The organism is Streptomyces sp. NPDC088794, assembly GCF_044750545.1.
Taxonomy (GTDB): domain Bacteria; phylum Actinomycetota; class Actinomycetes; order Streptomycetales; family Streptomycetaceae; genus Streptomyces.
In genome coordinates this window covers 1-25,355 of record NZ_JBIVKB010000020.1, presented here as the reverse complement: position 1 = coordinate 25,355, position 25,355 = coordinate 1, and the positions used below count along the sequence as shown (strand labels likewise).

Below are 25,355 nucleotides of genomic sequence, written 5' to 3'. Positions count from 1 at the left end.
GGGTGATCCGTTGAGCCGCTCGGTTCTCGTCACCGGAGGCAACCGGGGCATCGGCCTCGCCATCGCCCGTGCGTTCGCCGACGCCGGCGACAAGGTCGCCATCACCTACCGCTCGGGAGAGCCGCCGGCCGGCTTCCTCGCGGTCAAGTGCGACATCACCGACACCGAGCAGGTGGAGCAGGCCTACAAGGAGATCGAGGCCGAGCACGGCCCGGTCGAGGTCCTGATCGCCAACGCCGGCGTCACCAAGGACCAGCTCCTGATGCGCATGTCCGAGGACGACTTCACCTCGGTCATCGACACCAACCTCACCGGCACCTTCCGTGTGGTCAAGCGCGCCAACCGCGCCATGCTGCGCGCCAAGAAGGGCCGCGTCATCCTGATCTCGTCGGTCGTCGGCCTCATGGGCGGACCCGGCCAGGCCAACTACGCCGCCTCCAAGGCCGCCCTGGTCGGCTTCGCGCGCTCCCTCGCGCGTGAGCTGGGCTCCCGCAACATCACCTTCAACGTCGTCTCGCCCGGCTTCGTCGACACCGACATGACCAAGGTGCTCACCGACGAGCAGCGCGCGGGCATCGTCAAGCAGGTGCCGCTGGGCCGGTACGCGCAGCCCGAGGAGGTCGCCGCGACGGTGCGGTTCCTCGCCTCGGACGACGCCTCGTACATCACTGGAGCCGTCATCCCTGTTGACGGCGGACTGGGAATGGGTCACTGAACACCATGAGCGGAATTCTCGAGGGCAAGCGCGTCCTGATCAGCGGGGTGCTGCTGGAGTCCTCCATCGCCTTCCACGCCGCCAAGCAGGCCCAGGAGCAGGGTGCGGAGATCATCCTGACCGCGTTCCCGCGGCCCACGCTGACCGAGCGCATCGCCAAGAAGCTGCCCAAGCCCACCAAGGTCATCGAGCTCGACGTGACCAACGACGAGCACCTCGCGCGCCTCGCCGACGTCGTGGGCGAGGAACTGGGCGGCCTGGACGGCGTCGTGCACTCCATCGGGTTCGCGCCGCCGGACGCGCTCGGCGGCAACTTCCTCAACACGCCGTTCGAGTCGGTCGCCACGGCCATGCACGTCTCGGCGTTCTCCCTGAAGTCGCTGACCATGGCCTGCCTGCCGCTGATGCAGAACGGCGGCTCGGTCGTCGGCCTCACCTTCGACGCGTCCTTCGCCTGGCCGCAGTACGACTGGATGGGCCCGGCCAAGGCCGCCCTGGAGGCCACCAGCCGCTACCTCGCCCGCGACCTGGGCAAGCAGAACATCCGCTGCAACCTGGTCTCCGCGGGCCCGCTCGGCTCGATGGCCGCCAAGTCCATCCCGGGCTTCGACGAGCTGGCCGCCGTGTGGGACGACCGCTCCCCGCTGGAGTGGGACCTCAAGGACCCGGAACCGGCCGGCAAGGCCATCGTCGCACTGCTGAGCGACTGGTTCCCGAAGACCACCGGCGAGATCGTCCACGTGGACGGCGGCCTGCACGCCATCGGCGCCTGACGCCGCCGCTGAGGCTCGACCTCTTCAAACACCGGGCTCAGCCTCTCCACGCTGAAGCTCGGCCTCTTAAAGAGGGCCCGCATCCCCTGGACGCGGGCCCTCTTCGCGTCACCCGTTCGGCCCCGTTGGCCGGGCAGGGACGGGCCCCAACCGCGCACCCTGGATTACGGGTTCACCACGCCATTCCCTCCCGAGCTCGGCCGAGGAGGTCTGCCTTGTGCGTCTGTCCCGAAGCCTGGCCTCAGTGACCGTCGCCGTCGCGCTCGTACTCTCCCTGCCCTACGAGGCGGTGCCCCACGCGCGCGTGCACAAGCCCGCTCCCGCGCAGCCGTTCGGCGCCGAGTGCCGCACCAAGGTGACCGGCTCCCATGTGACCGCGTACTGCCACAACCCCTATCCGGGGACCGACCGGGTCCGCCTGCACGTCGAGTGCGACCGGTGGTGGGACCTCGACACCGACGGCGCGCCCGTCGACACCGGACCGGCGATGACCGTACGGCTCACCGGGCGGTGCTGGAAGGACGTCGGGTCGGCCTGGGTCAGCCACCAGAAGCGGTGAAGCGCCCCGGGCGGCACAGGAACGGATAGCTCGCCGCCTCCGTGCCCGCCGCCTCGGCGTCCCCCGCGCGGATCGCGTCGACCAGGCGCGCGTGGTCCATGTGCGTCTCCGGCGTCAGCTCCTGGCCGACGTCCTCGCGCAGCCAGTCCCGCAGCACCTCGCCGAGGTCCGCGTACATCGCCGTCATCACGTCGTTGTGGGACGCGGCCACCACGGCCAGGTGGAAGGTCGCGTCGGCGGTCACGAAGGCCTCGATGTCACCGGACTCCCAGATCTCCTCGCGCCGCACCAGCAGCGCGTCGAGCTGCTTGAGGTCCTTCTCGGTGCGCCGCTCGGCGGCCAGCTTCGCGGCGGACGACTCAAGGGCGGCGCGCAGTTCGGCGATGTGCTGCGGATCGGCGCCGGCGAAGCGCCGCTGCATCACGCCGGCCAGCTCGCTGGTCGCCACCACGTAGGTGCCGGAGCCCTGGCGGATGTCCAGCAGGCCGTTGTGCGCGAGGGCGCGGACGGCCTCGCGGACCGTGTTGCGGGCCACACCGAGCTGCTCGACCAGCTCCGGTTCCGTCGGGATGCGCGAGCCGACCGCCCACTCGCCCGAAGTGATCTGGTTCCGCAGCGCGGCGATGACCTGCTCGGACAGCGCCGAACGGCGGGGATGGCTCAGGGGCATGGCACACCTTCGCACGGGACGGGCGGGGAGGACGAGCGGGACGGGCGGGCCGAGCGGGACCGACCGGCACGACAGGTGCGACCCGGGGATGGACAACCAATCATCCCATGATTCTATGATGGTGGCATGGCAAGCGAGGAGACCCGGACACTGAAGTCCACGACGAACATCGGCGACCCGACAGCGAGCGACTCCCCGGAGCCGCCCGTGGGAGCCGCCACGCGCGCGTGGACGATGCGGCTGGTCGTCGTCGGCATCGTGCTGTCGGCCCTGAACCTCCGCCCCGCCATCACCAGCCTCGGCGCCCTCCTCGAAGACGTCCGCGACGGCCTCGGCATGAGCGGCAGCGTCGCCGGACTGCTCACCTCCGTGCCCCCGCTGTGCTTCGCCGTCTTCGGCGTCATGGCCCCGCGCCTGGCCCGCCGCTTCGGCCCGAGCGCCGTCGTCTGCGCGGGCATGGTCGCGATCACCACAGGCCTGCTCATCCGGCCCTACATCGGCGGTACGCCCGGCTTCCTGGCCGGCAGCGCGCTCGCCCTCATGGGCATCGCGGTCAGCAACGTCCTCATGCCGGTGATCGTCAAGCGCTGGTTCCCGGACCGCGTCGGCTCCATGACCGGCCTCTACTCCATGGGCCTCGCCCTGGGCACCGCCGCCGCGGCCGCCGTCACCGTGCCCATGGCCGCGACGCTGGGCGACAGTTGGCGCTCCGGCCTGGCCGCCTGGGCGGTCCTGGCCGCCGCGGCGATCGTGCCGTGGATCGCACTCGTACGACACCGGGAGGCGCCCGACGGCGAAGCGGCACCCGCGCGCGAGGCGCCCGAGCGGGAGACCGAGCCGAAGCCCGAACTGCGCATCACCCGCAGCCGTACCGCCTGGGCGCTCGCCGTCTTCTTCGGGCTCCAGGCCACCGCCGCCTACATCACGATGGGCTGGATGGCACAGATCTTCCGGGACGCGGGCGTGAGCGCCGGCACCGCCGGACTGCTGCTCGCCGTGACGATGGTGATGGGCGTGCCGCTGGCCTTCGTCATCCCGCGCCTGGCCACCCGGCTCCCGCACCAGGGGCCGATCGTGATCGCGCTCGGTCTGTGCGGCCTCGCCGGTTACGCCGGCCTGTACCTCGCGCCGGCCGCCGGCGCCTGGGCCTGGGCGCTGCTGCTCGGCATCGCCAACTGCGCCTTCCCGCTGGCCCTGACGATGGTCGGCATGCGGTCCAGGACCGGCGCGGGCGTGGCCCAGCTGTCAGCCTTCGCGCAGAGCACCGGCTACCTGATCTCCATCCCGGGACCGCTCCTGGTGGGCGTCCTCTACGAGAGCAGCGGCGGCTGGGGTCTGCCGATCGCCCTCATGGCGGGGCTGATGATCCCGCAGATGGTGGTCGGCGTGCTGGCGGGACGCGACCGCACGGTGGAGGACGAGGCGGCGGCGCACTGACCCCGACGCCGGGCCGACCTCACCCCGACGGCTTCGGCGCGGGGGAGGAGTGCGAGACTTGCGGCATGCCAGTTCTCGATCCGAACCCCCAGAACGGCCAGAAGAAGATGCTGATCGTCTTCGGCTCCTTCTTCGCCATCTTCGTGATCATCGCCGTCATCGCGACGATCGCCTCGCCGTGAGGCGATGAGCCCTTCACCGTGATCCCGTGACGGGTTCTCCGGGACCCCGCGACCGAGTTTCCCGGACCCCGTGACCCGGTTTCCGGGTCGATGGTGGGGCTAGCACCACCATCCCCTAGGGGGTGGGTGTCAGGGTCAAGTGGGTGGATCTCCGGATGGGTTGAGGGCGCCGGGTTCCGTACCTTCGAAGTGTGACCGCGAGGGGCGGATCACGGAGGACTCGAAGACCACGGAGGAAGCCATGTCGGCCACCACGCACACCCCGCCCCGCCCGGCGACCTCCGGTGGCGTCGACAGCCGTCTGCCCTGGTGGGCCCTCGCCCTGCCGGCCCTCGCCTTCATCGTGCTGCTGGCCCTGATGCTCAACCCGACGGACGCGCACGCGGCGGCGAGCGACCCCGTGATCGCCCACCTCTTCGAGCGGGCGCAGGAGTTCATAGCGGGCTGAGCACCGGTCCGGTCACAGCGTGCCGGACACCGCTCCGGCCACCCGTCAACTCCCCCTCCTCATGGCCTGTTTTCATGCGAAGCTGGGTTCCATGAGCGTCGCAGAACCCCGCAGGATCGTCCTTTTCCGGCATGCGAAAGCCGACTGGCCGGAGGTGACCGACCACGAGCGCCCACTCGCTGAGCGGGGCCGCACGGACGCCGCCGTCGCCGGACGCAGGCTGGCCGACACCGGCATCCCCTTCGATCTGGCCCTGTGCTCCACGGCGACCCGGACCCGCGAGACCTGGAAGCTGGCCGTCCACGAACTCCCGCACCGGCCGAAAACCGTCTACGAGGAGCGGATCTACGACGCCTCTCCCGGCGAGTTGATCGCGCTCCTGAACGAGACCCCCGACGACGCGCGCGACGTCGTCCTGATCGGCCACAACCCCGGTATCCAGGGCCTGGCCGACGTGCTCGCCGGCACGGCCGAGGGCGACGCCCGCGAGCGGATGAACCGGCGCGGCTTTCCCGCCGCAGCCTTCGCGGTCCTGTCCTTCGACGGCTCCTGGAAAAGCCTGGAGCCGAGCGTCGCCAAGCTGACCGACTACTGGGCCCCGTCCGAATAACCCGCGCAGCCCGAGCAATTCGCGCAGCCCGAGCAATCCGCGTAACCCGAGTGATCCGCTTGGCCCGCGTAGCCCGCGCCGCCCGTCCGTCGGCTGCGGACGCTCACTCCTCGTCGTGCGTGTCCGCAGCCTCGACCTCTTCGCGGGTCACGCCCAGCAGATACAGCACCGTGTCCAGGAACGGCACGTTCACCGCCGTGTGCGCCGCCTCCCGGACGACCGGCTTGGCGTTGAAGGCGACACCGAGACCGGCCGCGTTGAGCATGTCCAGGTCGTTGGCACCGTCGCCGATCGCGACGGTCTGGGCGAGCGGTACGCCCGCCTCGGCGGCGAAGCGACGCAGCAGCCGCGCCTTGCCGGCCCGGTCCACGATCTCGCCGGTGACCTTGCCGGTCAGCTTCCCGTCGACGATCTCCAGCGTGTTGGCCTGCGCGAAGTCCAGCCCGAGGCGGTCGCGCAGATCATCGGTGACCTGGGTGAACCCGCCGGAGACGACGCCGACTTGGTAACCGAGCCGCTTCAGCGTGCGGATCAGGGTGCGCGCGCCCGGCGTCAGCCGGACCTCGCTGCGTACCTTGTCCACCACCGAGGCGTCGAGGCCCGCCAGCAGTGCCACGCGCGCGTGCAGGGACTGCTCGAAGTCCAGCTCTCCGCGCATCGCGGACGCCGTCACCTCGGCGACCTTGTCCTCGCAGCCGGCGTGCGCGGCGAACAGCTCGATGACCTCGTCCTGGATGAGCGTCGAGTCGACGTCCATGACGACCAGCCGCTGGGCCCGTCGGTGCAACCCGGCCGCCACGACGGCGACGTCGACACCGAGTGCCGCCGCCTCGGTCACCAGGGCGGTGCGCAGTGGCCCGGTCTCCACGCCGGACACCGCGAACTCGACCGCCGTCACGGGGTACTTGGCGAGCCGGAAGATACGGTCGATGTTGCCGCCGGCCTTGGTGATCCGGGCGGCGACGGCGGCCGTGGCCTCCGCGGTGAGCGGGTGTCCGAGCACGGTCACGAGGGAACGGCCGAGGCCACGGGGGCGGTTGTCGCCGAGGCCGGAGATGATCTCCGCCTGCATCTTCATCGACTCCGCCCAACTGTGGACGGTGGAGCGCAACTCCCCCTCCAGCCCACGCTCCGGCTCGGTCACCAGCGCGCACAGCACCATTCGGCCACGCGTGACGACCTGCTCGATGTCGACCACGTCGACGGAGAAGGCGGCGAGGGTGTCGAAGAGGCCCGCGGTGATGCCGGGCCGGTCCTTGCCGAAGATCTTGACGAGGAGAGTGGGGCGGTCGGCGGGGACGTCGAAGGACGAGGTCTGCTCAGCGCTCATGGTGCACCCACCGTATCCGGCACGCAGTGTCGTCCGCCGCCGCGGTCCGTCTAGCGGACATGGAACAGTGGATGGCGGGTGGGTTGCGTGTGCCTTACCTGTCGACCACGGGTTTCCTCCGGAGGTCTGCGGGAAGTGCTTGACGCCGGTTGCCGCGCGGGCCGTGTCCTGCGTCGGCCGGAGGGGCCGGCTGCGCCTTGCTTCGGGGGTCCGCGGGCGCCTTGCGCCGAGTGGAGAGAGCAGCCGCGCGCCCTACTTCCGTAGGTCTACGGGCATCCTGCGTCAGCTGAGGAACTCGGCCGGGGCCGGCCTGTCGGGCCCGCGGGCGCTCGCGCCGGTGAACCTGAGGACACTCACGTTGCTTGCGCAGGCCGAAGGACAGGCCGAAGGAACCGCCGCCCTGTCTGCGGAGTCTGCGGACACCTCACTGCCCGCCCGAGGGCCTCCTCGGCGGCGCCGGTGGTGGAGGCGGCGGTGGCGGGGGAGGGCCGTCGTCCGGTGGCGGGGACTGGGGCCGGTTCCCGGACGGCGGCCGGGGAGGCCGGCGCGGCGACTGCGGCGGCGGGCCCCCGATGGGCCTGACCACAGTGGGTGCGCCGTACACGTCACGGTTGCCGGGACCGGGTGGCGGCGAACTGCTGGGCTCGCGCGCGTCGTCGGGCGGCGGGGTGCCCGCCGGACCACCGGATCGCCGTGCCCGCTCGTCCGGCGGCGCGCCCTCGGCCCCGGGCCGCGCTCGGTCCTGAGGCCGTGCGCCTTCGTTCCCGCGCCGGCCCCGGTCTTGGGGCTCCGCGCTTCCACCTCCGGACCGGCCTCGGTCTTGAGGTGCCGCGCCCCCGCTGCCGGACCGGCCCCGGTCCTGAGGCCGGTTGCCTTCGGCGCCCGGGCGCTGCTGGTCCTGCGACCCTGCGTTTCCGCTCCCGTAGCGCGCCCGGTCTTGTGGCTGTCCGCCTTGACCGCCAGAGCGGCCCTGACCTTGCGACCGTGGGCCTTCGCCACCGGGGCGTGCTTGGCCCTGAGACTGCCCGCTTCCGCCCCCGGGCCGCGCTCGGTTCTGCGGCGGGGCACCTTGTCCGCCGGGGCGACCTCGGTCCTGTGGAGGTGCGCCTTCGGCGCTGGGGCGGCCTCGGTCCTGTGGTGGTGCGCCTTCGGCGCCAGGTTTCCCCCGGTCCGGCGGGCGCGTGCCGTCGCCTCCAGGCCGGCCACGGTCCGACGGCCGCGCGTCCTCCGGCTCCCGCACCTCGTCCGGCACCCGTAGATACGGGTTCGTGGCGGGGTTCGGCGGCCGATACGGCGATCCCGGCACGTACGGCCCGGACTCGCCGGATTGCGCGGCCGGTTCACCGGCGTAAGGCCTCTGCCCAGGAGTCCGCGGCCCCGGTTCGCCCGCGTAGGGCCCCGATCCCTGAGGATGCGCCCCGGGTTCACCGGGATACGGTCCCGCCCCCTGCGCCTGCCTCCCCGGTTCGCTTGCGTACGGGTCGCCGCCCTGCGGGTATGTCCCCGCTTCACCGGGATACGGTCCCGCCCCTTGCGCCCGAGCCCCCGATTCGCCCGCGTACGGTCCGGCGCCCTGCGGAAATGCCCCCGGTTCGCTCGGATACGGTCCGGCCTCCTGCGCCTGAGCCCCCGGCTCGCCCGCATACGGCCCAGCCCCTTGCGCATACGTCCCCGGCTCGCCCGCGTAAGGCCCAACCCCATGCCCATACGCCCCCGACTCACCGGCGTACGGCCCAGCCCCGGCCCCCGCCTCCCGCGCGTACTGCGGATACCCGGTCCCCACCGCCCCCGCGCCCGGCGTACCGACCACCCCCATGCTCCCCAGCGCCAGCGGTGCCGCCCGTCGTCCTGCCGCGCCCGTCGCCCACGCGAGCAGTGCCCCGACGGCGCCCGCGCCCGCGCCCCACAGGGCACCGAGCACCAGGGCCATCCCCAGGTGCGCGTGCAGCACGATGCCGGCGCCGAACGCGTCGAAGCCCAGTACCGACAGCGAGGCGTCCACCGACACCTCCGTCAGCCACCCCAGTAACGGCAACGCCAACGCCGTCGCGATCCCGAGGCGCAGCGCACATCGCCCGGCGAAGCCGAGGGCACCTGGCTTCCGTATCGCACCCGGCCCCGAAGCATCGCCACCCGCACCCCCCGCAACGCCTCCCTGACCAGCCACCGGAATCCCCACCGGCGTCCGCGACGCCATGAGTACCCCCGCCAGCAGCATCATCAAAGCCGCCGCCACCCCGAGCAGCCATACCCGGCCGTCCAGGTCGGCGAGGCGGCTGAGGGTCACCGACTGGTCGGTGTTGGCGGTGAGGAGGTCGTCCAGGGGGTCGGGGAGGAGTTTGGCCAGTTCACCCGTGGCGCGGCCGTCGTAGGGGACGAAGAGGCCGATCGGGATGCCGAGCCACGTGCCGTTGGGGGCGCCGAGCAGCGCCGCGCCGAAGATCCGCTTGGGGTGGTCGTCGCCGATCGCCGCGTACACGGCCGCCGCCAGCCCCGCCGCCACCGTCACCAGCATCACCGTCACGACCGCGGACACGGCCGGGCGGACGATCCGGTGCACGGCGTCCCAGCCGCGCGGCAGTGGCGTGCGGCGCGAGGCCAGCAGGGCGATCAGCAGGATCCCGGCCGACCAGGCGAGGCCGCCGAGCAGGGTGGGCGCCGTGTCGACGGTGAAGCCGACCGCCGCCTTGGCGTCGATGAGGTTGCCGACGTTGTCCGGCAGCAGCCCGCCGATGTCCCCGAGGTCACCGAGCCCGGGCACGCTGACCCCGCCGCCGCCCGAGCCGCCGGGCAGCTGGTCGAGGCCCAGTGAGCCGCCGTCGATCGTGATGACGTCGTGACCCGCCCAGGCAAGCCCGCCCAGCACGGCCACGAAGAGGACGATCACGGCACCCGCGCGGGCGAGGAGTTCGGCCGGTGAGATCACAACTCCGGCCGCCCGCAAGGACCGTAGGAAGAACCACGACAGGAGCAGCGCGCCCACCAGGCTCACGCCCAACGGCGTGATCGTCACGGCCGTGGTCGCCTCGGCGCCGGTCAGGCCGAACGCGGACACATCGCCGGACGGAGTGATCGAACCGCCTGCTCCGAGGGCCACGACAGCCGCTGTCATCGGGCCCAGCGAGCTCGCCGAGTCCGCCTCCAGGAGGTGGAGACCCAGCGCCGCCGTGCCCGCCATGCCGATCAACGCCCAGCTCACGGCGGCGATCGCGGACAACAGGACGTCTCCCCACGGCAGCCTCGGTCCGGCCTTCGTGGCCTCGACGGTCAACGACGCGCTCATGGCAGACCCCCCGATCCGCAGCGCACGGCACAGCAGCCGCGCCCTGTCCCCCTCGCGTGGATTACCACTCTCCGGGTCGGTTTCAACCCCGTCAACGGAACCGGACGATGCATGCGCGCGTGGTCTTCACGACGCCCGACTTTCGGTCAGGGGGGTGAGCCTGAAATAGTTCCCGACGATGTTCGACATCCCTAGACTCCCTGTGATGGGGGTAATTCGGGGGACTACTCAGTGGGGCTTGGAGTGCCGGAACTCGTACTGGAATTGAACGGACGTACCTGGACGCTAGAGGAGTCCAGGCCATACACCCTCGGACGTGATCCGCAGGGCGACATCGTGCTCGACGACGCCAGGGTGTCCTGGCGTCACGCCACGATCAGCTGGGGGGGCCGCAGTTGGGTCATCGAGGACCACGGCTCCACCAACGGCACCTTCGTGCAGGGCCAGCGGATCCATCAGATGGAGATCGGCCCGGGCTCGGCCGTGCACCTCGGCAACGCGACCGACGGACCGCTGCTCAGCGCGTCCGGCGCCGCGGCCGCGACGCCACAGGCCCAGCCGCAGCAGCAGCCGTACGCGGCCCAGGGCGCGAGCCCCGGCTGGGCGCAGCAGGCGCCGCCGCAGCAGGCACCGCAGGCCGGCTGGCAGCAGCCGCAGCAGGCCACACCGCAGCAGCCGGCCGCGCACATCCCGCCGCAGCAGAACTCCGGTGGTGTCGCGGGGGCACCTCCGGTCTACGGCGACCGCAGCCCGACCACGTTCCACCAGTTCTCGATCGGGCGCGTGATGCGCATCGGCCGTGCCCTGGAGAACGACCTGGTCGTCTCGGACCTGCAGGTCTCCCGCAACCACGCCGAGTTCCACTCGATGCCCGACGGGCGCATGGAGATCCGCGACCTCGGCTCGCACAACGGCACGTACGTCAACGGTCAGCCGATCGCCAAGGGCGGCTCGCAGCTGCTCGGCCCGACCGACATCGTCGGCGTCGGCCACTCGACGTTCCGCATCGTCGGCGACCGTCTCGAGGAGTTCGTCGACACCGGTGAGGTGTCCTTCTCCGCCCGCCACCTGACCGTCGAGGTCGACGGCGGCAAGCAGATCCTCAAGGACGTCTCCTTCGGCGTACCGGAGAAGTCGCTGATCGCCGTCATCGGCCCGTCGGGATCGGGCAAGTCGACCCTGCTCAAGGCGCTCACCGGCTACCGGCCCGCCAACCAGGGCGATGTCCTCTACGACAACCGGAACCTGTACAAGCAGTTCGCCGAGCTGCGCCAGCGCATCGGTCTGGTCCCGCAGGACGACATCCTGCACAAGGAACTGACCGTCAAGAAGGCCCTCAAGTACGCGGCCAAGCTCCGCTTCCCCGCCGACACCACCGGCGAGGAGCGCGAGAACCGCATCAACGAGGTGCTGCGCGAGCTGAAGCTGGACATCCACAAGGAGAAGAAGGTCACCTCCCTCTCCGGTGGCCAGCGCAAGCGCGTCTCGGTGGCTCTGGAGCTGCTCACCAAGCCGTCGCTGATCTTCCTGGACGAGCCGACCTCCGGCCTCGACCCGGGCATGGACCGCGATGTCATGCAGCTGCTGCGCGGCCTCGCCGACGACGGCCGCACGGTCCTCGTCGTCACCCACTCGGTGGCCGAACTCGCCATCTGCGACAAGCTCCTGGTGATGGCGCCGGGCGGCTCGGTCGCCTACTTCGGACCGCCCGAGGAGGCCCTGAACTTCTTCGGTTACGACACCTGGGCCGACGTCTTCTCCGCCTTCGAGAACTACCGCGACTACGACTGGGCGGGACGCTGGAAGGGCTCGCAGCACTACCAGATGTACGCCGCGGACATCGACGCGATTGCTCCGCAGTCCGTACAGATGCCGCCGGCGCAGGCGATGAAGCCGCCCAAGCCGCAGGGCTGGATGTCCCAGTTCCTCACGCTGGTGCGCCGCTACGTCTCGGTGATCAGCTCCGACAAGGGCTTCCTGGCCCTGATGGTGATCCTGCCGGGCGTCCTGGGCGCGGTGAGCCTGCTCATCGACTCGGGCAACAGCCTGCTGCCCAACCCGCCGAAGGCGAACGGCCAGATCATCCCCAACGGCACGGCGACCACGGTCCTGCTGATTCTCGCGGTCGGCGCCTGCTTCGCGGGCGCGGCCAACTCGGTCCGCGAGCTGATCAAGGAACGGGTCATCTACGAACGGGAGCGGGCGACCGGCCTGTCCCGCTCCGCGTACCTGATGTCCAAGGTGTTCGTGCTCGGCGTGATCACCGCGCTGCAGGGGCTGATGGTCGGCGTCATCGGGTTCTCCAGCCGGGAGATCCCGGCGCAGGGCGTGGTCCTGGGCAGCCAGACCATGCTCGAACTCTGCATCCCGATCATGGGTCTGGGCTTCACCGCGATGATGTTCGGCCTGATCATCTCCTCGTTGGTGAAGACGGCCGAGAAGACCATGCCGCTGCTGGTCATGTTCGCGATCATCCAGGTCGTGTTCACCGGCTGCCTGTTCACGCTGAACGGCGCGATCGGCGTCAACCAGTTCTCGTACCTGATGCCGTCGCGCTGGGCGGTCGGTGCCGCGGGTGCCACGCTGGACTTCAACAAGATCAGCCCGCCCAAGCCCGGCGACAGCACGGACCCGCTGTGGGAGCACACCGCGGGCGCCTGGGGCATGGACATGGTGGCCCTGATCGCCCTCGGCGTGATCTGCGGCTTCTTCGTGGCCCGCTTCCTGCGCCGCCATGAGCCCGAGGTCATGCGCAAGTAGTTCGGTCTCGTACGACGCCGAAGGGCGGCACCCGTCAGGGGGTGCCGCCCTTCGGCGTTCGGTACCGAGGTCCGCGCCGACCTCAGTACGCGCTGTTGACGTTGTCGATCGAGCCGTACCGGTGGGCCGCGTAGTTGGCGGCGGCGGTGATGTTGGCGACCGGGTCGTAGATGTTCGTCGACGTACCGGAGACGTGGTACGCGCTGAACGTCGGCTGGATGACCTGGAGCAGACCGATCGACGGGGTGCCGTTGACCGCGTTGACGTCCCAGCCGTTGATGGCGCTGGGGTTGCCCGAGGACTCCCGCATGATGTTCTTGTACAGGCCGTTGTACGAGCCCGGGATGCCCTTCTGCTTCATGATCGCCAGGGCGTGGTCGATCCAGCCGTCCAGGTTGTTGGCGTAGGTCTTCGCGGCCGGCTTGATCGCGGCGCGCTTCGCGGAGCGGCTCGCGGTCTTCGCCTTGCGCTCGGCGGCGGCCTTCTTCTTCGCCGCGGCCCGGGCGGCCGCCTTCTTCTTGGCGACCTCGGCGGCGGCCTTCTTCGCGGCCGTCTTCTTCGCGTCGGCCTTGGCCTGGATCTGCTCGGCCTTCAGGCTGGCACCGGCGAGCTGGTCGGTGACGCTGGCCTTGACGCCCTTGATCGGCTCGGAGCTGTAGGCGATCTGCGCCTGCGCCGAGGAAGCGGCCTCGCTCGTGGTCGTCTCCGCGTTGCCGGGCACGGCGGAGAACGCGAGGGAGGCGGCGCCCAGGGTGGCGACACCGGCGATCGCGATCTTGTGGCGACGGGTCAGGGCAAGACGTCGCCCACGAGCACTGAAGTTCTTCGGCATGAAAGACGGACCTCTTCGAATAGCGCGGAGGTCGCTCTGCGTCCGGCGGGGGACTCCGGTCCAGCCCGCACGAACGCCCCGGGGGAACCCGAGGCGCTGAGCGACGGCTGCCATTGTTAGCGGCCGCAAAATGCCGAGGCAAAGGTGTGACGTACGATCCCGGGTAGTGGACCCGGGAAGGGCAAAACGGGGCAGACTGGACTGTCTGCCCCGCTCATAAGGGGAGTGTTTATCTCCTATCGACCTTCGTACGTGATCTGCGTCCTATGCGCGGGCTCACATCGGGCGGGTAACAGTCTCACCGCTAGTTGCTGCAGCAATGCACCGAGTGAGGGTTCTCCTCCGGGAGGATGAGATGGACGTCCCCGAACTCGTGCCATAGGTAGAGCCCGCGCAACGCCTCCTCATAACTGCGGCCGATCGCCGCCCGCCCGACGATCGCCTCCAGCATCAGCAGATGCGAGGCCTCCGGCTCGTGCAGCCCGGTCAGCAGCCCGTCCACCACCCGCACCCCGCGCTCCGGGGTGACCACGAGATCCGTCCACCCGGCACGCGCGCGTACGACCCCGTCCGCCCCGGCGGCCGACTCCACCGCCCGCACGGCCGTCGTCCCCACCGCGACGACCCGCCCGCCCCCGGCCCGCGCCGCGTTGATCAGCCGCGCCGACGCCTCCGGCACCGAGAACCGCTCGGGATACGGCGACTCGTGCGCCTCCGCCGAGGCCACCCCGGTGTGCAGCGTGATCGGCGCGAACTGCACACCCCGGCTCACCAGCTCCGCCACCAGCGCCGCCGTGAAGGGCCGCGCGGCACTCGGCATCTCCGCACTCCCGCTGCCGTCGGCCGACGGCAGCGCGAACACCGTCTGATACACGGACAACGGCTGATCCCGCTCCGTATAGGAGTAACGAATGGGCCGCCCGTACTCCCGGAGCATCGCGAGGACGCCCGCTCCCGACGTCTGCGCTTCGGTCCCCGACACCCGCGCCCACCACAACCGGTCGCTGTCCGGTCCCAGCGGCTCGGTGAGCGTCAGCCGGAGACCCCCGGGCAGCCGTACCTCCGTCCCCGCCGGGCCGCCCGCACGCGCACGTGTGGTGCCGTCCCCGGCGGGATCCCGCAGCTCGACCGCCCATCGCCCGTCGTCCCCGCGCGTGGAGAAGTGCACCACCACGCACGCGTGCCCGATCCGGCCGTCCGCGGCGGCCGCCAGCGTCGGCGAGGTGTTCACCACCAGCAGATCCCCGGCCCGCAGCAGCCGGGGCAGCTCCACGAACGCGTGGTGCGACACCTCGGTGCCGTGCGACACCAGCAGTCGTACGGAGTCCCGGCCCCGTCCCGGCCCGCGCTGCTCCGCCGGAATCCTGGCCGACAGCTCCTCCGGTACCCTCCCCCACTCTCGGCTGCGCTCGTGCGGGGGGACCCCCATCGCCAGCGTCATCGCCCCTCCACCAGCAGCGACGGAGCCGCGTAGCGACCGCTCACCGGCCGTTCGTCCAGCAGCCGCAGGAAGGCCGGCACCACATCGACCGGCGCGGGCCGCGGATCGTGGTCGTCCGGTACGGCCGCCGCGTACAGGTCCGTCGCCATGTCCCCGGGGTCCACCGCCCACACCCGCAACCCCGACTCCTCCGCCCCGAGCACCGCCATGAGCTGGTCCAGGGCCGCCTTGGACGCCCCGTACCCGCCCCACGTCTCGTACGCCTCGGCCGCCGCGTCCGAGCTGACGGCGATCACCGCGCCGCCCGTCGTGGACGCCCGCAGCAGCGGCAGCGCCTCCTGGACCAGGCCCAGCGCGGCGACCACGTTCACCTCCAGCGCCCGCCGCAGTCCCGCCAGGGGCAGCGTCTCCAGCCGTACCAGCGGCTCCGCGCCCAGCGCGCTGGCATTGCTCACCAGCAGGTCGGCCCCGCCGAGCCGCCACGCGGCCGCCACCAGCTCGGACCGGTGCCCGGCGTCCGTGACGTCCCCCGCAACCGCCGTCACGCGCGTGCCGTACGCCGACACGGCCGCCGCCGTCTCCGACAGGACCCCCTCGCTCCTGGCATCCAGCACCAGATCCCAGCCCCGCGCGGCCAGCGCCTCGGCGAGCGCCCGCCCCAGTCCTTTCGAAGCTCCCGTGATGATCGCCACCGGCATGACACACGTCCCCTCGTAAAGTCCGCCCGTTGATCGGCGTGCCTTCAACGTAGGAACGGGATCACCCGCCCCGCGTCGGACGCGGGGCCCAGAACGCCGGGGTCCTTCGACCTACGCCTGCCGTTCCGGGGACTTTCGGCCTAGGTCCACCGACCCGGTCCGGGCCGCCACTGGTCCGATCCGCAGTGTCACACCCCGCCGGTACCGTGAGGACATGAGTCAAGGACCCCGGTCCGGCCTCGCCGCGGTGAGCTCCGCGCTGCTGGCCATGAGCAGGCACCTAGAGGTGCGCGACGTCCTCAAGACGATCGTCGCCTCCGCCCGTGAGCTGCTCGGCGCGCAGTACGCGGCACTCGGCGTCCCCGACGACCACGGGGGCTTCGCCCAGTTCGTGGTCGACGGCGTCAGCGACGCGCAGTGGAAGGCCATCGGCCCGCTCCCGCGCCAGCACGGCATCCTCGCCGCGATGCTGCACGAGGCGAAGGCGGAGCGCCTGGCCGACGTGCGCAAGGACCCCCGCTTCGAGGGCTGGCCGTCCGCCCACCCCAACATGTCCGACTTCCTGGGCCTGCCGATCAAGGACGGCGACGAGGTCATCGGCGCGCTGTTCCTCGCCAACAAGCTGCGCCCGGCGACGGAGAAGGCTTCGGCGGCGGAAAGGGGTTCGGCGACCGAGGAGTCCTCGGCCACGGAGAGGCATCCGCGTCCCAGGCGGGACGGAAGCTGCGCCTTCACGCAGGAGGACGAGGAACTGCTGGACATCCTCGCCCAGCACGCCGCGATCGCCCTCACCAACGCCCGCCTGTACGAACGCAGTCGGGAGCTGACCATCGTCGAGGAGCGCTCCCGCCTCGCCCACGAACTGCACGACGCGGTCAGCCAGAAGCTCTTCTCCCTGCGCCTGACCGCACAGGCCGCCGCCGCCCTGGTGGACCGCGACCCGGCGCGCGCCAAGGGCGAGTTGCAGCAGGTGGCCGCGCTCGCCGCCGAAGCCGCGGACGAACTGCGTGACGCCGTCGTCGAGTTGCGCCCCGCGGCCCTCGACGAGGACGGTCTCGTCGCCACCCTGCGCACCCAGGCGCACGTCCTCGACCGTGCCCACTCCGCGCGCGTGACCTTCGAGAGCCGCGGTGTGCGCGCCCTGCCGGCCGCCCAGGAGGAAGCCGTCCTGCGGGTCGCCCAGGAGGCCCTGCACAACGCACTGCGCCACTCCGGCGCCGAGCACGTAGAGGTGACCCTGGCCCGACGCGCCGGCGGAGTCGTCCTGCGGGTGACCGACGACGGAGCCGGCTTCGACCCGCACACCACCCGCCGCGCCGGACGCCATCTCGGCCTGGTCTCCATGCGCGACCGGACGAGCGGTGTCGGCGGCACACTGACCGTGCAATCGGCGCCCGGCAAGGGCACCACGATCGAGATGGAGGTCCCCGGTGGCTGACGCAATCAAGGTGCTGCTCGTCGACGACCACCAGGTGGTCCGCCGCGGCCTGCGCACCTTCCTGGAGGTGCAGGACGACATCGAGGTCGTGGGCGAGGCTGCCGACGGCGCCGAAGGAGTCGCCCGCGCCGAGGAGTTGAAGCCCGACGTCGTCCTCATGGACGTCAAGATGCCGGGCATGGACGGCGTCGACGCCCTCCGCAAGCTCCGCGAACTGGCCAACCCCGCGCGCGTGTTGATCGTCACCAGCTTCACCGAACAGCGCACGGTGATCCCGGCCCTGCGCGCCGGAGCCGCCGGATACGTCTACAAGGACGTGGACCCGGACGCGCTCGCCGGCGCCATCCGCTCGGTGCACGCGGGGCACATCCTGCTCCAGCCCGAGGTGGCCGGCGCGCTGCTCTCCCAGGAGGAGGCCAACTCGGGCCAGGGGAGGGCGGGTTCACTCACCGAGCGGGAGCGCGAGGTGCTGGGCCTGATAGCGGACGGCCGCTCCAACCGAGAGATCGCAAGGGCTCTCGTCCTCTCCGAGAAGACGGTCAAGACCCACGTCTCGAACATCCTGATGAAGCTCGACCTGGCGGACCGCACCCAGGCCGCGCTCTGGGCGGTTCGTCACGGAGTGGCCGGTTGATCCACGGCGCATCAAGGGGCGCACGGCAATGCGGAGCGTCCAGCTCCGGACTGAGATTCATACCGTCGTGGGAATGTCCCCCGGATGGCGCATCCTTCGTGGATCTACGCCGTTCTCCAGTGCGTGCTGCGGCGACTGCCGCGGCCATCGCTAGGAGGACTCAGAAGTGAAGAACCTGAAGAAGGCAGCGGCCGTGACGATGGTGGCCGGCGGGCTGGTCGCCGCCGGGGCGGGAATGGCCTCTGCCACCGGTGGTTCGCAGGCCGACGGCCAGGCCGTCGGCTCGCCGGGCGTCGCCTCGGGCAACCTCGTCCAGGTCCCGGTCCACGTCCCCGTGAACGCGGTCGGCAACAGCGTGAACGTCATCGGTGTGCTGAACCCCGCCTTCGGCAACCTCGGCCTCAACCGCTGACTCCGCCGCACGACGGGCGGTGACCTCCGGCCTCCCGGGACGCCCCGGGAGGCCGGTCAGCTAGTCGTTCGAATGATCCGAAAGGGCGGTTCATGTCCGGCTCGCGTACCGCCCTCGTTCCCTTCCTCGTTGATCAGCGCACGACCCGCGGCCGGGTCGGATACGCAAACGCAGGAGGAACGCTTCTCATGAACATCGCCAAGAAGGCCGCCGTAGCCCTCACCGTGGCCGGCATCGCCGCCGGCGCGGGTGCCGGCGCCGCTGTCGCCGACGCGGGTGCCGACGGCGCGGCCGTGAAGTCGCCGGGCGTCGGCTCGGGCAACCTGGTCCAGGTCCCCGTCCACGTCCCCGTCAACGTCGTCGGTGACAGCGTCAACGTCATCGGCCTGCTGAACCCGGCGTTCGGCAACCAGGGCGTGAACGACTGACGCCAGCACAATCAAGAAGGGCCCCACCGGTCAACGGAGACCGGCGGGGCCCTTCTTGGCTTTTGCTTTTCAGCGGGGGCCTGGGGGCGGCGGCCCCCAGACGCTCACTCACCCCACAGCAACCAACGAACCGAGCCTCACCACCGCTCCCGCTCCTCCACAACGGAGTTGTACGCCGCGACCTGCGCCCGCCGAGCCGTCCGCTCAACCGGCCGCAACGCCAACACCCGCGCCGCCATCTCCCCGGAAGTCACCGCCCCGCCATGCCCGTTGGACTCGGCCAGCGCGACGAGCATCCCCACCCGCTCGGCCAGCTCGAGCACCCGCGCCGCCCGCGGCGGATACCCCGGCGCGAGCACCTCCCGCCCCCGGTCCGCCCGCGCCCGATACGCCTCGATCGCCGCGTCCGCCACCGGCCCCGACGCGGCGACGTCCAACCGGGACAGCATCTCCGTGGCGTCCCGAAGAGCCTCCGCCAACTCCCGCTCCGCCTCACCGAGCGAGGGCACGTCCGCCGGCGGAGCCTCCCGCACCGGCAGGCAGTGCCAGACGACCTCGACATGGACGTCGCCGTCGGGCCCGGCCTCGTACACCTCGGGCACCAACCCGAGCGCGGCCCCGTAGCAGACCACCGCCTCCTCGGCCTCTATGGCCCGCGCGTTGAACTCCGGCGGTCCGCTCAACCCCAGCGGATGCCCCGGCGCCGGCAGCGCGACGCGCAAGCCCGTCGCCCCGAGCGTCCGCAGCCGCCCCAGCGCGAGCGTGAGCCCGACCGGCCCCGACTCCCCGGGCAGCCCCTCCATCCGATGCACCGCGTCGTCCCCGACGATCGCGAGCACCGCGTCGTCCGGCGAGACAAGACCGGCCAAAAGGGCATTTCCCCATGCCGCGAGGCGCCCTGAACGTGGTTCCGAGAACATGACCCCCAGCCTAAGGACCGGACCGATGGAATGGAGCGGGCGGCCGGTGGCGTAGATTTCATCGAGGGCTGCGCACACCAGCGCGCACGCGACAGCCGAGACGCCGAGACCTGGCCACACTGCAAGGGGAGACAACGCGCTCATGAGCGATGTTCTGGAGCTTCAGGACGTATCTGTGGTCCGGGAGGGCCGGGCTCTGGTGGACCAGGTCTCCTGGTCGGTCAAGGAGGGCGAGCGCTGGGTCATCCTCGGTCCGAACGGCGCCGGCAAGACCACGCTCCTGAACGTCGCGTCCAGCTACCTCTACCCCAGCAAGGGCACCGCCACCATCCTCGGCGAGACGCTCGGCAAGCCCGGCACCGACGTCTTCGAACTGCGCCCCCGCATCGGCATCGCCGGTATCGCCATGGCCGACAAGCTCCCCAAGCGCCAGACCGTCCTGGAGACCGTACTGACCGCCGCGTACGGCATGACGGCCGGGTGGCAGGAAGAGTACGAGGAGATCGACGAGCAGCGCGCCCGCGCCTTCCTCGACCGGCTCGGCATGAGCGACTACCTGGAGCGGAAGTTCGGCACCCTCTCCGAGGGCGAACGCAAGCGCACCCTCATCGCCCGCGCGCTGATGACCGACCCCGAGCTGCTGCTCCTCGACGAGCCCGCCGCCGGCCTCGACCTCGGTGGCCGTGAGGACCTGGTCCGCCGCCTCGGCCGGCTCGCCCGCGACCCGATCGCCCCCTCGATGCTGATGGTCACCCACCACGTCGAGGAGATCGCCCCCGGCTTCACCCACGTCCTGATGATCCGTCAGGGCAAGGTGCTCGCCGCCGGCCCCCTCGAACTCGAACTCACCTCGCGCAACCTCTCCCTCTGCTTCGGCCTCCCCCTCGTCGTCGAGCAGCTCGGCGAACGCTGGACCGCGCAGGGTCTTCCCATGTCCTGACCCCCTTTGCGCCCTGTCCGCGGCGCGACTTGCAGTCATACCATTGACCTTGTGAACGACATCGACGCATGGGTGTGGTGGCTCGTCGGCGCGGCCGCGCTCGGAATCCCCCTGGTGATCACGGCCATGCCGGAGTTCGGCATGTTCGCCGTGGGTGCTCTCGTCGCCGCCGGCGCCGCCGGACTGGGCTTCGGTGTGGTGGTCCAGGTCCTCACCTTCGTCGTTATCTCGGTCGCCCTCATCGCCGTCGTCCGGCCCATCGCGACCCGGCACAGCACGCAACGCCCCCAACTGCGCACCGGCATCGACGCGTTGAAGGGCAAGCAGGCCCTCGTACTGGAACGGGTGGACAGCTCGGGCGGCCGGATCAAGCTCGCCGGAGAGGTCTGGTCGGCCCGCTCGCTCGACACCGACCGCGCCTACGAAGTGGGACAGGAAGTGGATGTCGTGGAGATCGAGGGAGCGACCGCGATCGTCATCTGACCTCGCACGACTCAACTGAACCGAACAGGCCACGAGTTGGGCGACGGTCTGTCATGCTCGACCAGCAAGATCTTCAACAACCATAAGATCTTCCGAAAGAGCCGAGGCGGAGAAGGGTACGGGGAACGACGATGGAACCGGTCATCATCGTCCTGATCATCCTGGTGGTGTTGGTCTTCATCGCCCTGATCAGGACAATCCAAGTCATCCCGCAGGCCAGCGCCGCCATCGTCGAGCGGTTCGGTCGTTACACGCGGACACTCAACGCGGGCCTCAACATCGTCGTCCCGTTCATCGACACCATCCGCAACCGCATCGACCTGCGCGAACAGGTCGTACCGTTCCCGCCGCAGCCGGTGATCACCCAGGACAACCTGGTCGTCAACATCGACACGGTCATCTACTACCAGGTGACGGACGCGCGGGCCGCGACCTACGAAGTGGCCAGCTACATCCAGGCAATCGAGCAGCTCACGGTCACCACGCTCCGCAACATCATCGGTGGCATGGACCTGGAGCGGACCCTGACCTCCCGCGAGGAGATCAACGCGGCCCTGCGCGGCGTCCTCGACGAGGCGACGGGCAAGTGGGGCATCCGCGTAAACCGCGTGGAGCTCAAGGCAATTGAGCCCCCCACCTCCATCCAGGACTCGATGGAGAAGCAGATGCGCGCCGACCGTGACAAGCGCGCCGCGATCCTCACCGCGGAAGGCACGCGCCAGGCCGCCATCCTCACCGCCGAGGGCGAGAAGCAGTCCCAGATCCTGCGCGCCGAAGGTGAGGCCAAGGCCGCGGCCCTGCGCGCCGAGGGCGAGGCCCAGGCGGTCCGTACGGTCTTCGAGGCCATCCACGCCGGCGACGCCGACCAGAAGCTGCTCAGCTACCAGTACCTCCAGATGCTCCCGAAGATCGCCGAGGGAGACGCCAACAAGCTCTGGATCGTCCCCAGCGAGATCGGCGACGCCCTCAAGGGCCTGTCCGGCGCGATGGGCAACATGGGCCCGTTCGGCGGCGGTTCGAGCGACTCGGGCTCCGACCGCGACCGGGCCCCGGAACGACGCGAGAAGCCGTCCATCGACTGACGACGATCGCGCGCATACGACACCGGGGCCCGCCTCCTTCAGGAGGCGGGCCCCGGCTCTCTCACGAACTTCCGTCCGCCTAGGCCGCAGGCGCGGGCTGCGAAAGCCAGTCCGGCAGGGCCGCGAAGTCGTCGTTACCCAGCGACAACAGCATCGCGTCCGCGGGCGTCGGCTCGAACGGCGGCCGCAGCAGCGGCATCTGCGCCTGCTCCGGAGTCCGGTTCGCCTTGCGGTGGTTGTCCTCCGCGCACGAGGCCACCGTGTTCAACCAGGTGTCCTGTCCGCCCTGCGACCGCGGCACCACGTGGTCCACGGTCGTCGCGCGCCTGCCGCAGTAGGCGCACCTGTGCCGGTCCCTGACCAGCACACCCCGCCTCGACCACGGAGCTTGTCTTCGGAACGGGACCCTCACATACCTGCACAGCCGGATCACCCGGGGGGCCGGTATGTCAACCGCCGCTCCGCGCATGCGCAGTTCGGGGTGGGCCTGCTCGACGACGGCCTTGTCCTGGAGCACCAGAACGACGGCTCGGTTCAACGTCACCGTGGACAGCGGCTCGAAGCTCGCGTTCAGCACCAGCGTGTCCCTCATCCAGCCCACCTCCTTCGGGCACCGGCCCGCCACCTGGCGGGCTTGGATCAACTTTGGACGGGCGCGCCGAGATGGACAACGCAATAAAAAATGCCCGCCTCTGATCACTTCCAAGACCAGAGGCGGGCAAACGTTCAGTGAATCTCAGACTTCGGCGGGCACCTCGTACTCACCGATCAGCTGGGCACGCGCGAGCGCGTGGAACCGCAGATTGAAACCGACGTAAGCGGGGGAGGCATCGGCGTCCGGGCCGAGCTTCTCCTGATCCACGGCGTACACCGTGAACACATACCGGTGCGGCCCGTCCCCGGGCGGCGGAGCGGCACCGCCGAAGTCCCTGCTCCCGTAGTCGTTGCGCGCCTGCACGGCGCCCTCGGGAAGTCCCTCGAACTTGCCGCTGCCCGCACCTACCGGAAGCTCGGTGACCGAGGCCGGGATGTCGAACACCACCCAGTGCCAGAACCCGCTGCCCGTCGGGGCGTCCGGGTCGTAGCAGGTCACGGCGAAGCTCTTGGTCCCGTCCGGGAAGCCCTCCCACCGCAACTGCGGCGAGATGTTGCCGGCCGCGTAGACCTGGGCGTCCTTGAGCGTCCCGCCCTCCGCGACATCCTCGCTCGTCACGTCGAACGACGGAACGGGCGGGTGGAAGTCATGGGGGAGCGGCCGCCGCTTGAGCTCGGTCACCTCGGTACCTCCTGCATCGATTACTGGAATCAGCAGTTCCGAGCCTAGAACCAGTTGCGCTTGCTGCCGACCTCGGACAACCACTGGTTGAGGTACGCGACCCAGTCGGTGCCGTGGAAGTCGTGCAGACCCACCTGGAAAGACCGGAACGTGTCACTGCCCTCACTGAACAGTCCCGGCTTCTTGTCCATTTCCAGGATGACGTCCATGGCCTGCGCGTCCGCCACGAAGGTCAGCTCGACCTGGTTCAGGCCGCGGTACTGCGACGGCGGGAAGAACTCGATCTCCTGGTAGAACGGCAGCGATTGCCGCGTACCCCGGATGTGCCCGCGCTCCATGTCCGCGTTCTTGAAGCGGAAGCCCAGCTGGATGAAGGCGTCCAGAATCGCCTTCTGCGCCGGCAGCGGGTGCACGCTGATCGGGTCCAGATCACCGGAGTCGATGGCCCGCGCGATCGCCAGCTCGGTCGTCACACCGATGTTCATCCCGCGCAGCGGCTGACCGTCGATCGTCGTGATCGGCGTCTCCCACGGGATCTCCAGACCGAACGGCACCGCGTGCACGGCCCCGGCCTGCAGCTCGAAGGCCCCACCGAGCCGCACCTTGGTGAACTCGATGTTCTGCTTGTACTCCTCGTCGCCGCTCTCGACCTCGACCTTGGCCTGCAGCCCCACGGACAGACCCTCGATGTTCTGGTTCACGGACCCGCCCTGGATCCGCACCTCACCCTGGACGACGCCGCCCGGCACGACGTTGACCTCGGTCAGCACCGTCTCGACCGAAGCTCCGCCGGCCCCCAGGCTCGCGAGCAGCTTCTTGAACGCCATGTCTCTCCCTTAATACGTGTGGGCCTTTGATCCCTACAAACGCGATCCGGCCCCGACCGGTTCCGCGCCCACACCCTGGCAAGCGGACGAACCCTTGACCACCCCTTGGCCAAGACCGGTCTGGACTACCCTCGGACGCCATGATCGCGCCACCGGACGCTACGCCACTGCCCCGACACTTCTTCGACCGCCCCGTTCTCGAGATTGCCCCCGACCTCCTGGGCCGCGTCCTCGTCCGTACGACCCCGGACGGCCCGATCCACGTCCGCCTGACGGAGGTCGAGGCGTACGACGGTCCGAACGACCCCGGCTCCCACGCCTATCGCGGTCGTACGCCCCGCAATGACGTGATGTTCGGTCCGCCCGGCCACGTGTACGTCTACTTCACCTACGGCATGTGGTTCTGCATGAACCTGGTCTGCGGCCCCGAGGGCAACCCGAGCGCGGTCCTGCTGCGCGCCGGCGAGGTCGTCGAGGGCGCCGAGCTCGCGCGTAAACGTCGACTCTCGGCCCGAAATGACAAGGAACTGGCCAAAGGGCCCGCACGCCTGGCCACGGCCCTGGACGTGACCCGCGACCTGAACGGCACGGACGCATGCGCGGCCGGTGACACCCCGCTCCGCATCCTGACGGGCACCCCGGTACCCCCCGACCAGGTACGCAACGGTCCCCGCACCGGAGTCTCCGGCGACGGAGCCGTCCAGCCCTGGCGCTACTGGGTCGCCAACGACCCTACGGTGAGCCCGTATCGGGCCCATGCCCCAAGGCGTCGCTCAAGTTGACTCGTTCTTGGAACGTGCGTAACGTAGCTCCAGCCGCTTGAACCGGGTACGGCAATCGCCAGCAGCCGGAAGTGGCCAACCACTACTACGACTTCCCCTGGCGGGGACGAATTTGGCGTGCCTGCATGCCTGAATTCGAACTCGCGGAACTCGATTATGAGTTGCTGAGGGAATCGGTTAATGTAGTGAATGTCGAAAGGCCCCGCCGACCGGGAAACAGACGCTGAAAAGCTCTGATAGAGTCGGAAACGCAAGACCGAAGGGAAGCGCCCGGAGGAAAGCCCCAGAAAAGTGTTCTGTGGGTGAGTACAAAGGAAGCGGCCGTTCCTTGAGAACTCAACAGCGTGCCAAAAGTCAACGCCAGATATGTTGATACCCCGTCTCCGACCGCATCT

At 70.3% G+C, this 25,355-nt stretch carries 26 protein-coding genes; 16 read left to right on the top strand and 10 right to left on the bottom strand.

The window, feature by feature from the left end; all coding sequences use genetic code 11:
• Nucleotides 1–10: 10 nt before the first annotated feature.
• The 3 genes from fabG (at nucleotide 11) to ACIP6U_RS41150 (ending at nucleotide 2,047) form a co-directional block, all read left to right on the top strand.
• Nucleotides 11–715: a 3-oxoacyl-[acyl-carrier-protein] reductase gene (fabG, locus tag ACIP6U_RS41160; protein ID WP_401727887.1), complete on the top strand. Its 705-nt coding sequence runs from the start codon at nucleotides 11–13 to the stop codon at nucleotides 713–715.
• A 5-nt stretch (nucleotides 716–720) separates the two neighbouring features.
• The gene (fabI, locus tag ACIP6U_RS41155; RefSeq protein ID WP_401727886.1) at nucleotides 721–1,488 is read left to right on the top strand and encodes an enoyl-ACP reductase FabI; all 768 of its coding nucleotides are present in this window, start codon (nucleotides 721–723) and stop codon (nucleotides 1,486–1,488) included.
• A 217-nt stretch (nucleotides 1,489–1,705) separates the two neighbouring features.
• Nucleotides 1,706–2,047 carry a hypothetical protein gene (locus tag ACIP6U_RS41150; RefSeq protein ID WP_401727885.1) on the top strand — a complete coding sequence of 114 codons (342 nt, stop codon included), beginning with the start codon at nucleotides 1,706–1,708 and terminating at the stop codon, nucleotides 2,045–2,047.
• On the opposite strand, the gene ACIP6U_RS41145 is transcribed toward ACIP6U_RS41150, so the two are convergent.
• Nucleotides 2,028–2,717: a FadR/GntR family transcriptional regulator gene (locus tag ACIP6U_RS41145; RefSeq protein WP_401727884.1), complete on the bottom strand. Its 690-nt coding sequence runs from the start codon at nucleotides 2,715–2,717 to the stop codon at nucleotides 2,028–2,030. The genes ACIP6U_RS41150 and ACIP6U_RS41145 overlap by 20 nt on opposite strands.
• 126 nt (nucleotides 2,718–2,843) lie before the next feature.
• Between ACIP6U_RS41145 and ACIP6U_RS41140 the strand changes: the two genes are divergently transcribed.
• The 4 genes from ACIP6U_RS41140 to ACIP6U_RS41125 all read left to right on the top strand — a co-directional run bounded on the left by ACIP6U_RS41140 (nucleotide 2,844) and on the right by ACIP6U_RS41125 (nucleotide 5,394).
• On the top strand, nucleotides 2,844–4,154 hold the full coding sequence (locus ACIP6U_RS41140; RefSeq protein WP_401727883.1) for a CynX/NimT family MFS transporter: 1,311 nt from the start codon (nucleotides 2,844–2,846) through the stop codon (nucleotides 4,152–4,154).
• A gap of 65 nt (nucleotides 4,155–4,219) precedes the next feature.
• Entirely contained in the window at nucleotides 4,220–4,336 is a 117-nt protein-coding gene (locus ACIP6U_RS41135) for an SGM_5486 family transporter-associated protein (RefSeq protein WP_124002440.1), read from the top strand.
• 241 nt (nucleotides 4,337–4,577) lie between these two features.
• Entirely contained in the window at nucleotides 4,578–4,784 is a 207-nt protein-coding gene (locus tag ACIP6U_RS41130; protein WP_401727882.1) for a hypothetical protein, read from the top strand.
• Nucleotides 4,785–4,875: 91 nt separating this feature from the next.
• Nucleotides 4,876–5,394 carry a SixA phosphatase family protein gene (locus tag ACIP6U_RS41125; RefSeq protein WP_401727881.1) on the top strand — a complete coding sequence of 173 codons (519 nt, stop codon included), beginning with the start codon at nucleotides 4,876–4,878 and terminating at the stop codon, nucleotides 5,392–5,394.
• A 103-nt stretch (nucleotides 5,395–5,497) separates the two neighbouring features.
• Here ACIP6U_RS41125 and serB read toward each other — a convergent pair whose 3' ends face one another.
• Together serB and ACIP6U_RS41115 are read right to left on the bottom strand one after the other, a co-directional pair.
• Nucleotides 5,498–6,724, bottom strand: coding sequence for a phosphoserine phosphatase SerB (gene serB, locus ACIP6U_RS41120; RefSeq protein ID WP_401727880.1), 1,227 nt, complete (start codon nucleotides 6,722–6,724; stop codon nucleotides 5,498–5,500).
• 424 nt (nucleotides 6,725–7,148) lie between these two features.
• Nucleotides 7,149–10,007, bottom strand: a complete 2,859-nt coding sequence (locus tag ACIP6U_RS41115; protein WP_401727879.1) for a streptophobe family protein — start codon at nucleotides 10,005–10,007, stop codon at nucleotides 7,149–7,151.
• Between the two features lie 243 nt (nucleotides 10,008–10,250).
• On the opposite strand from ACIP6U_RS41115, the gene ACIP6U_RS41110 reads away from it, so the two are divergent.
• Nucleotides 10,251–12,767 carry an FHA domain-containing protein gene (locus tag ACIP6U_RS41110; protein WP_401727878.1) on the top strand — a complete coding sequence of 839 codons (2,517 nt, stop codon included), beginning with the start codon at nucleotides 10,251–10,253 and terminating at the stop codon, nucleotides 12,765–12,767.
• An 82-nt stretch (nucleotides 12,768–12,849) separates the two neighbouring features.
• Here the strand turns inward: ACIP6U_RS41110 and ACIP6U_RS41105 are convergent, their stop codons facing one another.
• The 3 genes from ACIP6U_RS41105 to ACIP6U_RS41095 form a co-directional block, all read right to left on the bottom strand.
• Nucleotides 12,850–13,599 carry a transglycosylase SLT domain-containing protein gene (locus ACIP6U_RS41105; RefSeq protein WP_401727877.1) on the bottom strand — a complete coding sequence of 250 codons (750 nt, stop codon included), beginning with the start codon at nucleotides 13,597–13,599 and terminating at the stop codon, nucleotides 12,850–12,852.
• Nucleotides 13,600–13,903: 304 nt separating this feature from the next.
• Entirely contained in the window at nucleotides 13,904–15,040 is a 1,137-nt protein-coding gene (locus tag ACIP6U_RS41100; RefSeq protein ID WP_401727876.1) for an S-adenosylmethionine:tRNA ribosyltransferase-isomerase, read from the bottom strand.
• A complete protein-coding gene (locus ACIP6U_RS41095) occupies nucleotides 15,037–15,738 on the bottom strand; it encodes an SDR family NAD(P)-dependent oxidoreductase (RefSeq protein WP_401727875.1) in 702 nt (233 codons plus the stop codon). Before ACIP6U_RS41095 ends, ACIP6U_RS41100 begins: the two co-directional genes overlap by 4 nt.
• Nucleotides 15,739–15,952: 214 nt before the next feature.
• Here ACIP6U_RS41095 and ACIP6U_RS41090 point away from each other — a divergent pair, with 214 nt between their 5' ends.
• The 4 genes from ACIP6U_RS41090 (at nucleotide 15,953) to ACIP6U_RS41075 (ending at nucleotide 18,650) form a co-directional block, all read left to right on the top strand.
• Complete coding sequence (locus ACIP6U_RS41090) at nucleotides 15,953–17,176, top strand: GAF domain-containing sensor histidine kinase (protein ID WP_401727874.1); 1,224 nt, start codon at nucleotides 15,953–15,955, stop codon at nucleotides 17,174–17,176.
• Nucleotides 17,169–17,810 carry a response regulator gene (locus tag ACIP6U_RS41085; protein ID WP_401727873.1) on the top strand — a complete coding sequence of 214 codons (642 nt, stop codon included), beginning with the start codon at nucleotides 17,169–17,171 and terminating at the stop codon, nucleotides 17,808–17,810. Before ACIP6U_RS41090 ends, ACIP6U_RS41085 begins: the two co-directional genes overlap by 8 nt.
• Nucleotides 17,811–17,976: 166 nt before the next feature.
• A complete protein-coding gene (gene chpE / locus ACIP6U_RS41080) occupies nucleotides 17,977–18,222 on the top strand; it encodes a chaplin ChpE (RefSeq protein WP_401727872.1) in 246 nt (81 codons plus the stop codon).
• Nucleotides 18,223–18,410: 188 nt separating this feature from the next.
• Nucleotides 18,411–18,650 carry a chaplin family protein gene (locus ACIP6U_RS41075; protein WP_401727871.1) on the top strand — a complete coding sequence of 80 codons (240 nt, stop codon included), beginning with the start codon at nucleotides 18,411–18,413 and terminating at the stop codon, nucleotides 18,648–18,650.
• 137 nt (nucleotides 18,651–18,787) lie between these two features.
• Here the strand turns inward: ACIP6U_RS41075 and ACIP6U_RS41070 are convergent, their stop codons facing one another.
• Nucleotides 18,788–19,570, bottom strand: a complete 783-nt coding sequence (locus ACIP6U_RS41070) for a hypothetical protein (protein WP_401727869.1) — start codon at nucleotides 19,568–19,570, stop codon at nucleotides 18,788–18,790.
• Between the two features lie 142 nt (nucleotides 19,571–19,712).
• Here ACIP6U_RS41070 and ACIP6U_RS41065 point away from each other — a divergent pair, with 142 nt between their 5' ends.
• The 3 genes from ACIP6U_RS41065 (at nucleotide 19,713) to ACIP6U_RS41055 (ending at nucleotide 22,075) form a co-directional block, all read left to right on the top strand.
• Nucleotides 19,713–20,510, top strand: a complete 798-nt coding sequence (locus ACIP6U_RS41065; protein ID WP_280876995.1) for an ABC transporter ATP-binding protein — start codon at nucleotides 19,713–19,715, stop codon at nucleotides 20,508–20,510.
• A gap of 51 nt (nucleotides 20,511–20,561) precedes the next feature.
• Nucleotides 20,562–20,993 carry an NfeD family protein gene (locus ACIP6U_RS41060; RefSeq protein ID WP_401727868.1) on the top strand — a complete coding sequence of 144 codons (432 nt, stop codon included), beginning with the start codon at nucleotides 20,562–20,564 and terminating at the stop codon, nucleotides 20,991–20,993.
• A gap of 131 nt (nucleotides 20,994–21,124) precedes the next feature.
• A complete protein-coding gene (locus ACIP6U_RS41055) occupies nucleotides 21,125–22,075 on the top strand; it encodes an SPFH domain-containing protein (protein ID WP_124002455.1) in 951 nt (316 codons plus the stop codon).
• Between the two features lie 79 nt (nucleotides 22,076–22,154).
• Here ACIP6U_RS41055 and ACIP6U_RS41050 read toward each other — a convergent pair whose 3' ends face one another.
• The 3 genes from ACIP6U_RS41050 to ACIP6U_RS41040 all read right to left on the bottom strand — a co-directional run bounded on the left by ACIP6U_RS41050 (nucleotide 22,155) and on the right by ACIP6U_RS41040 (nucleotide 24,178).
• Nucleotides 22,155–22,667: an HNH endonuclease gene (locus ACIP6U_RS41050; protein WP_124002456.1), complete on the bottom strand. Its 513-nt coding sequence runs from the start codon at nucleotides 22,665–22,667 to the stop codon at nucleotides 22,155–22,157.
• 144 nt (nucleotides 22,668–22,811) lie between these two features.
• A complete protein-coding gene (locus tag ACIP6U_RS41045) occupies nucleotides 22,812–23,351 on the bottom strand; it encodes a YbhB/YbcL family Raf kinase inhibitor-like protein (RefSeq protein ID WP_401727867.1) in 540 nt (179 codons plus the stop codon).
• A gap of 44 nt (nucleotides 23,352–23,395) precedes the next feature.
• Nucleotides 23,396–24,178, bottom strand: coding sequence for a sporulation protein (locus ACIP6U_RS41040; RefSeq protein ID WP_401727866.1), 783 nt, complete (start codon nucleotides 24,176–24,178; stop codon nucleotides 23,396–23,398).
• Nucleotides 24,179–24,318: 140 nt separating this feature from the next.
• On the opposite strand from ACIP6U_RS41040, the gene ACIP6U_RS41035 reads away from it, so the two are divergent.
• Nucleotides 24,319–24,960: a DNA-3-methyladenine glycosylase gene (locus ACIP6U_RS41035; protein WP_401727865.1), complete on the top strand. Its 642-nt coding sequence runs from the start codon at nucleotides 24,319–24,321 to the stop codon at nucleotides 24,958–24,960.
• The last annotated feature ends 395 nt before the right edge of the window (nucleotides 24,961–25,355 follow it).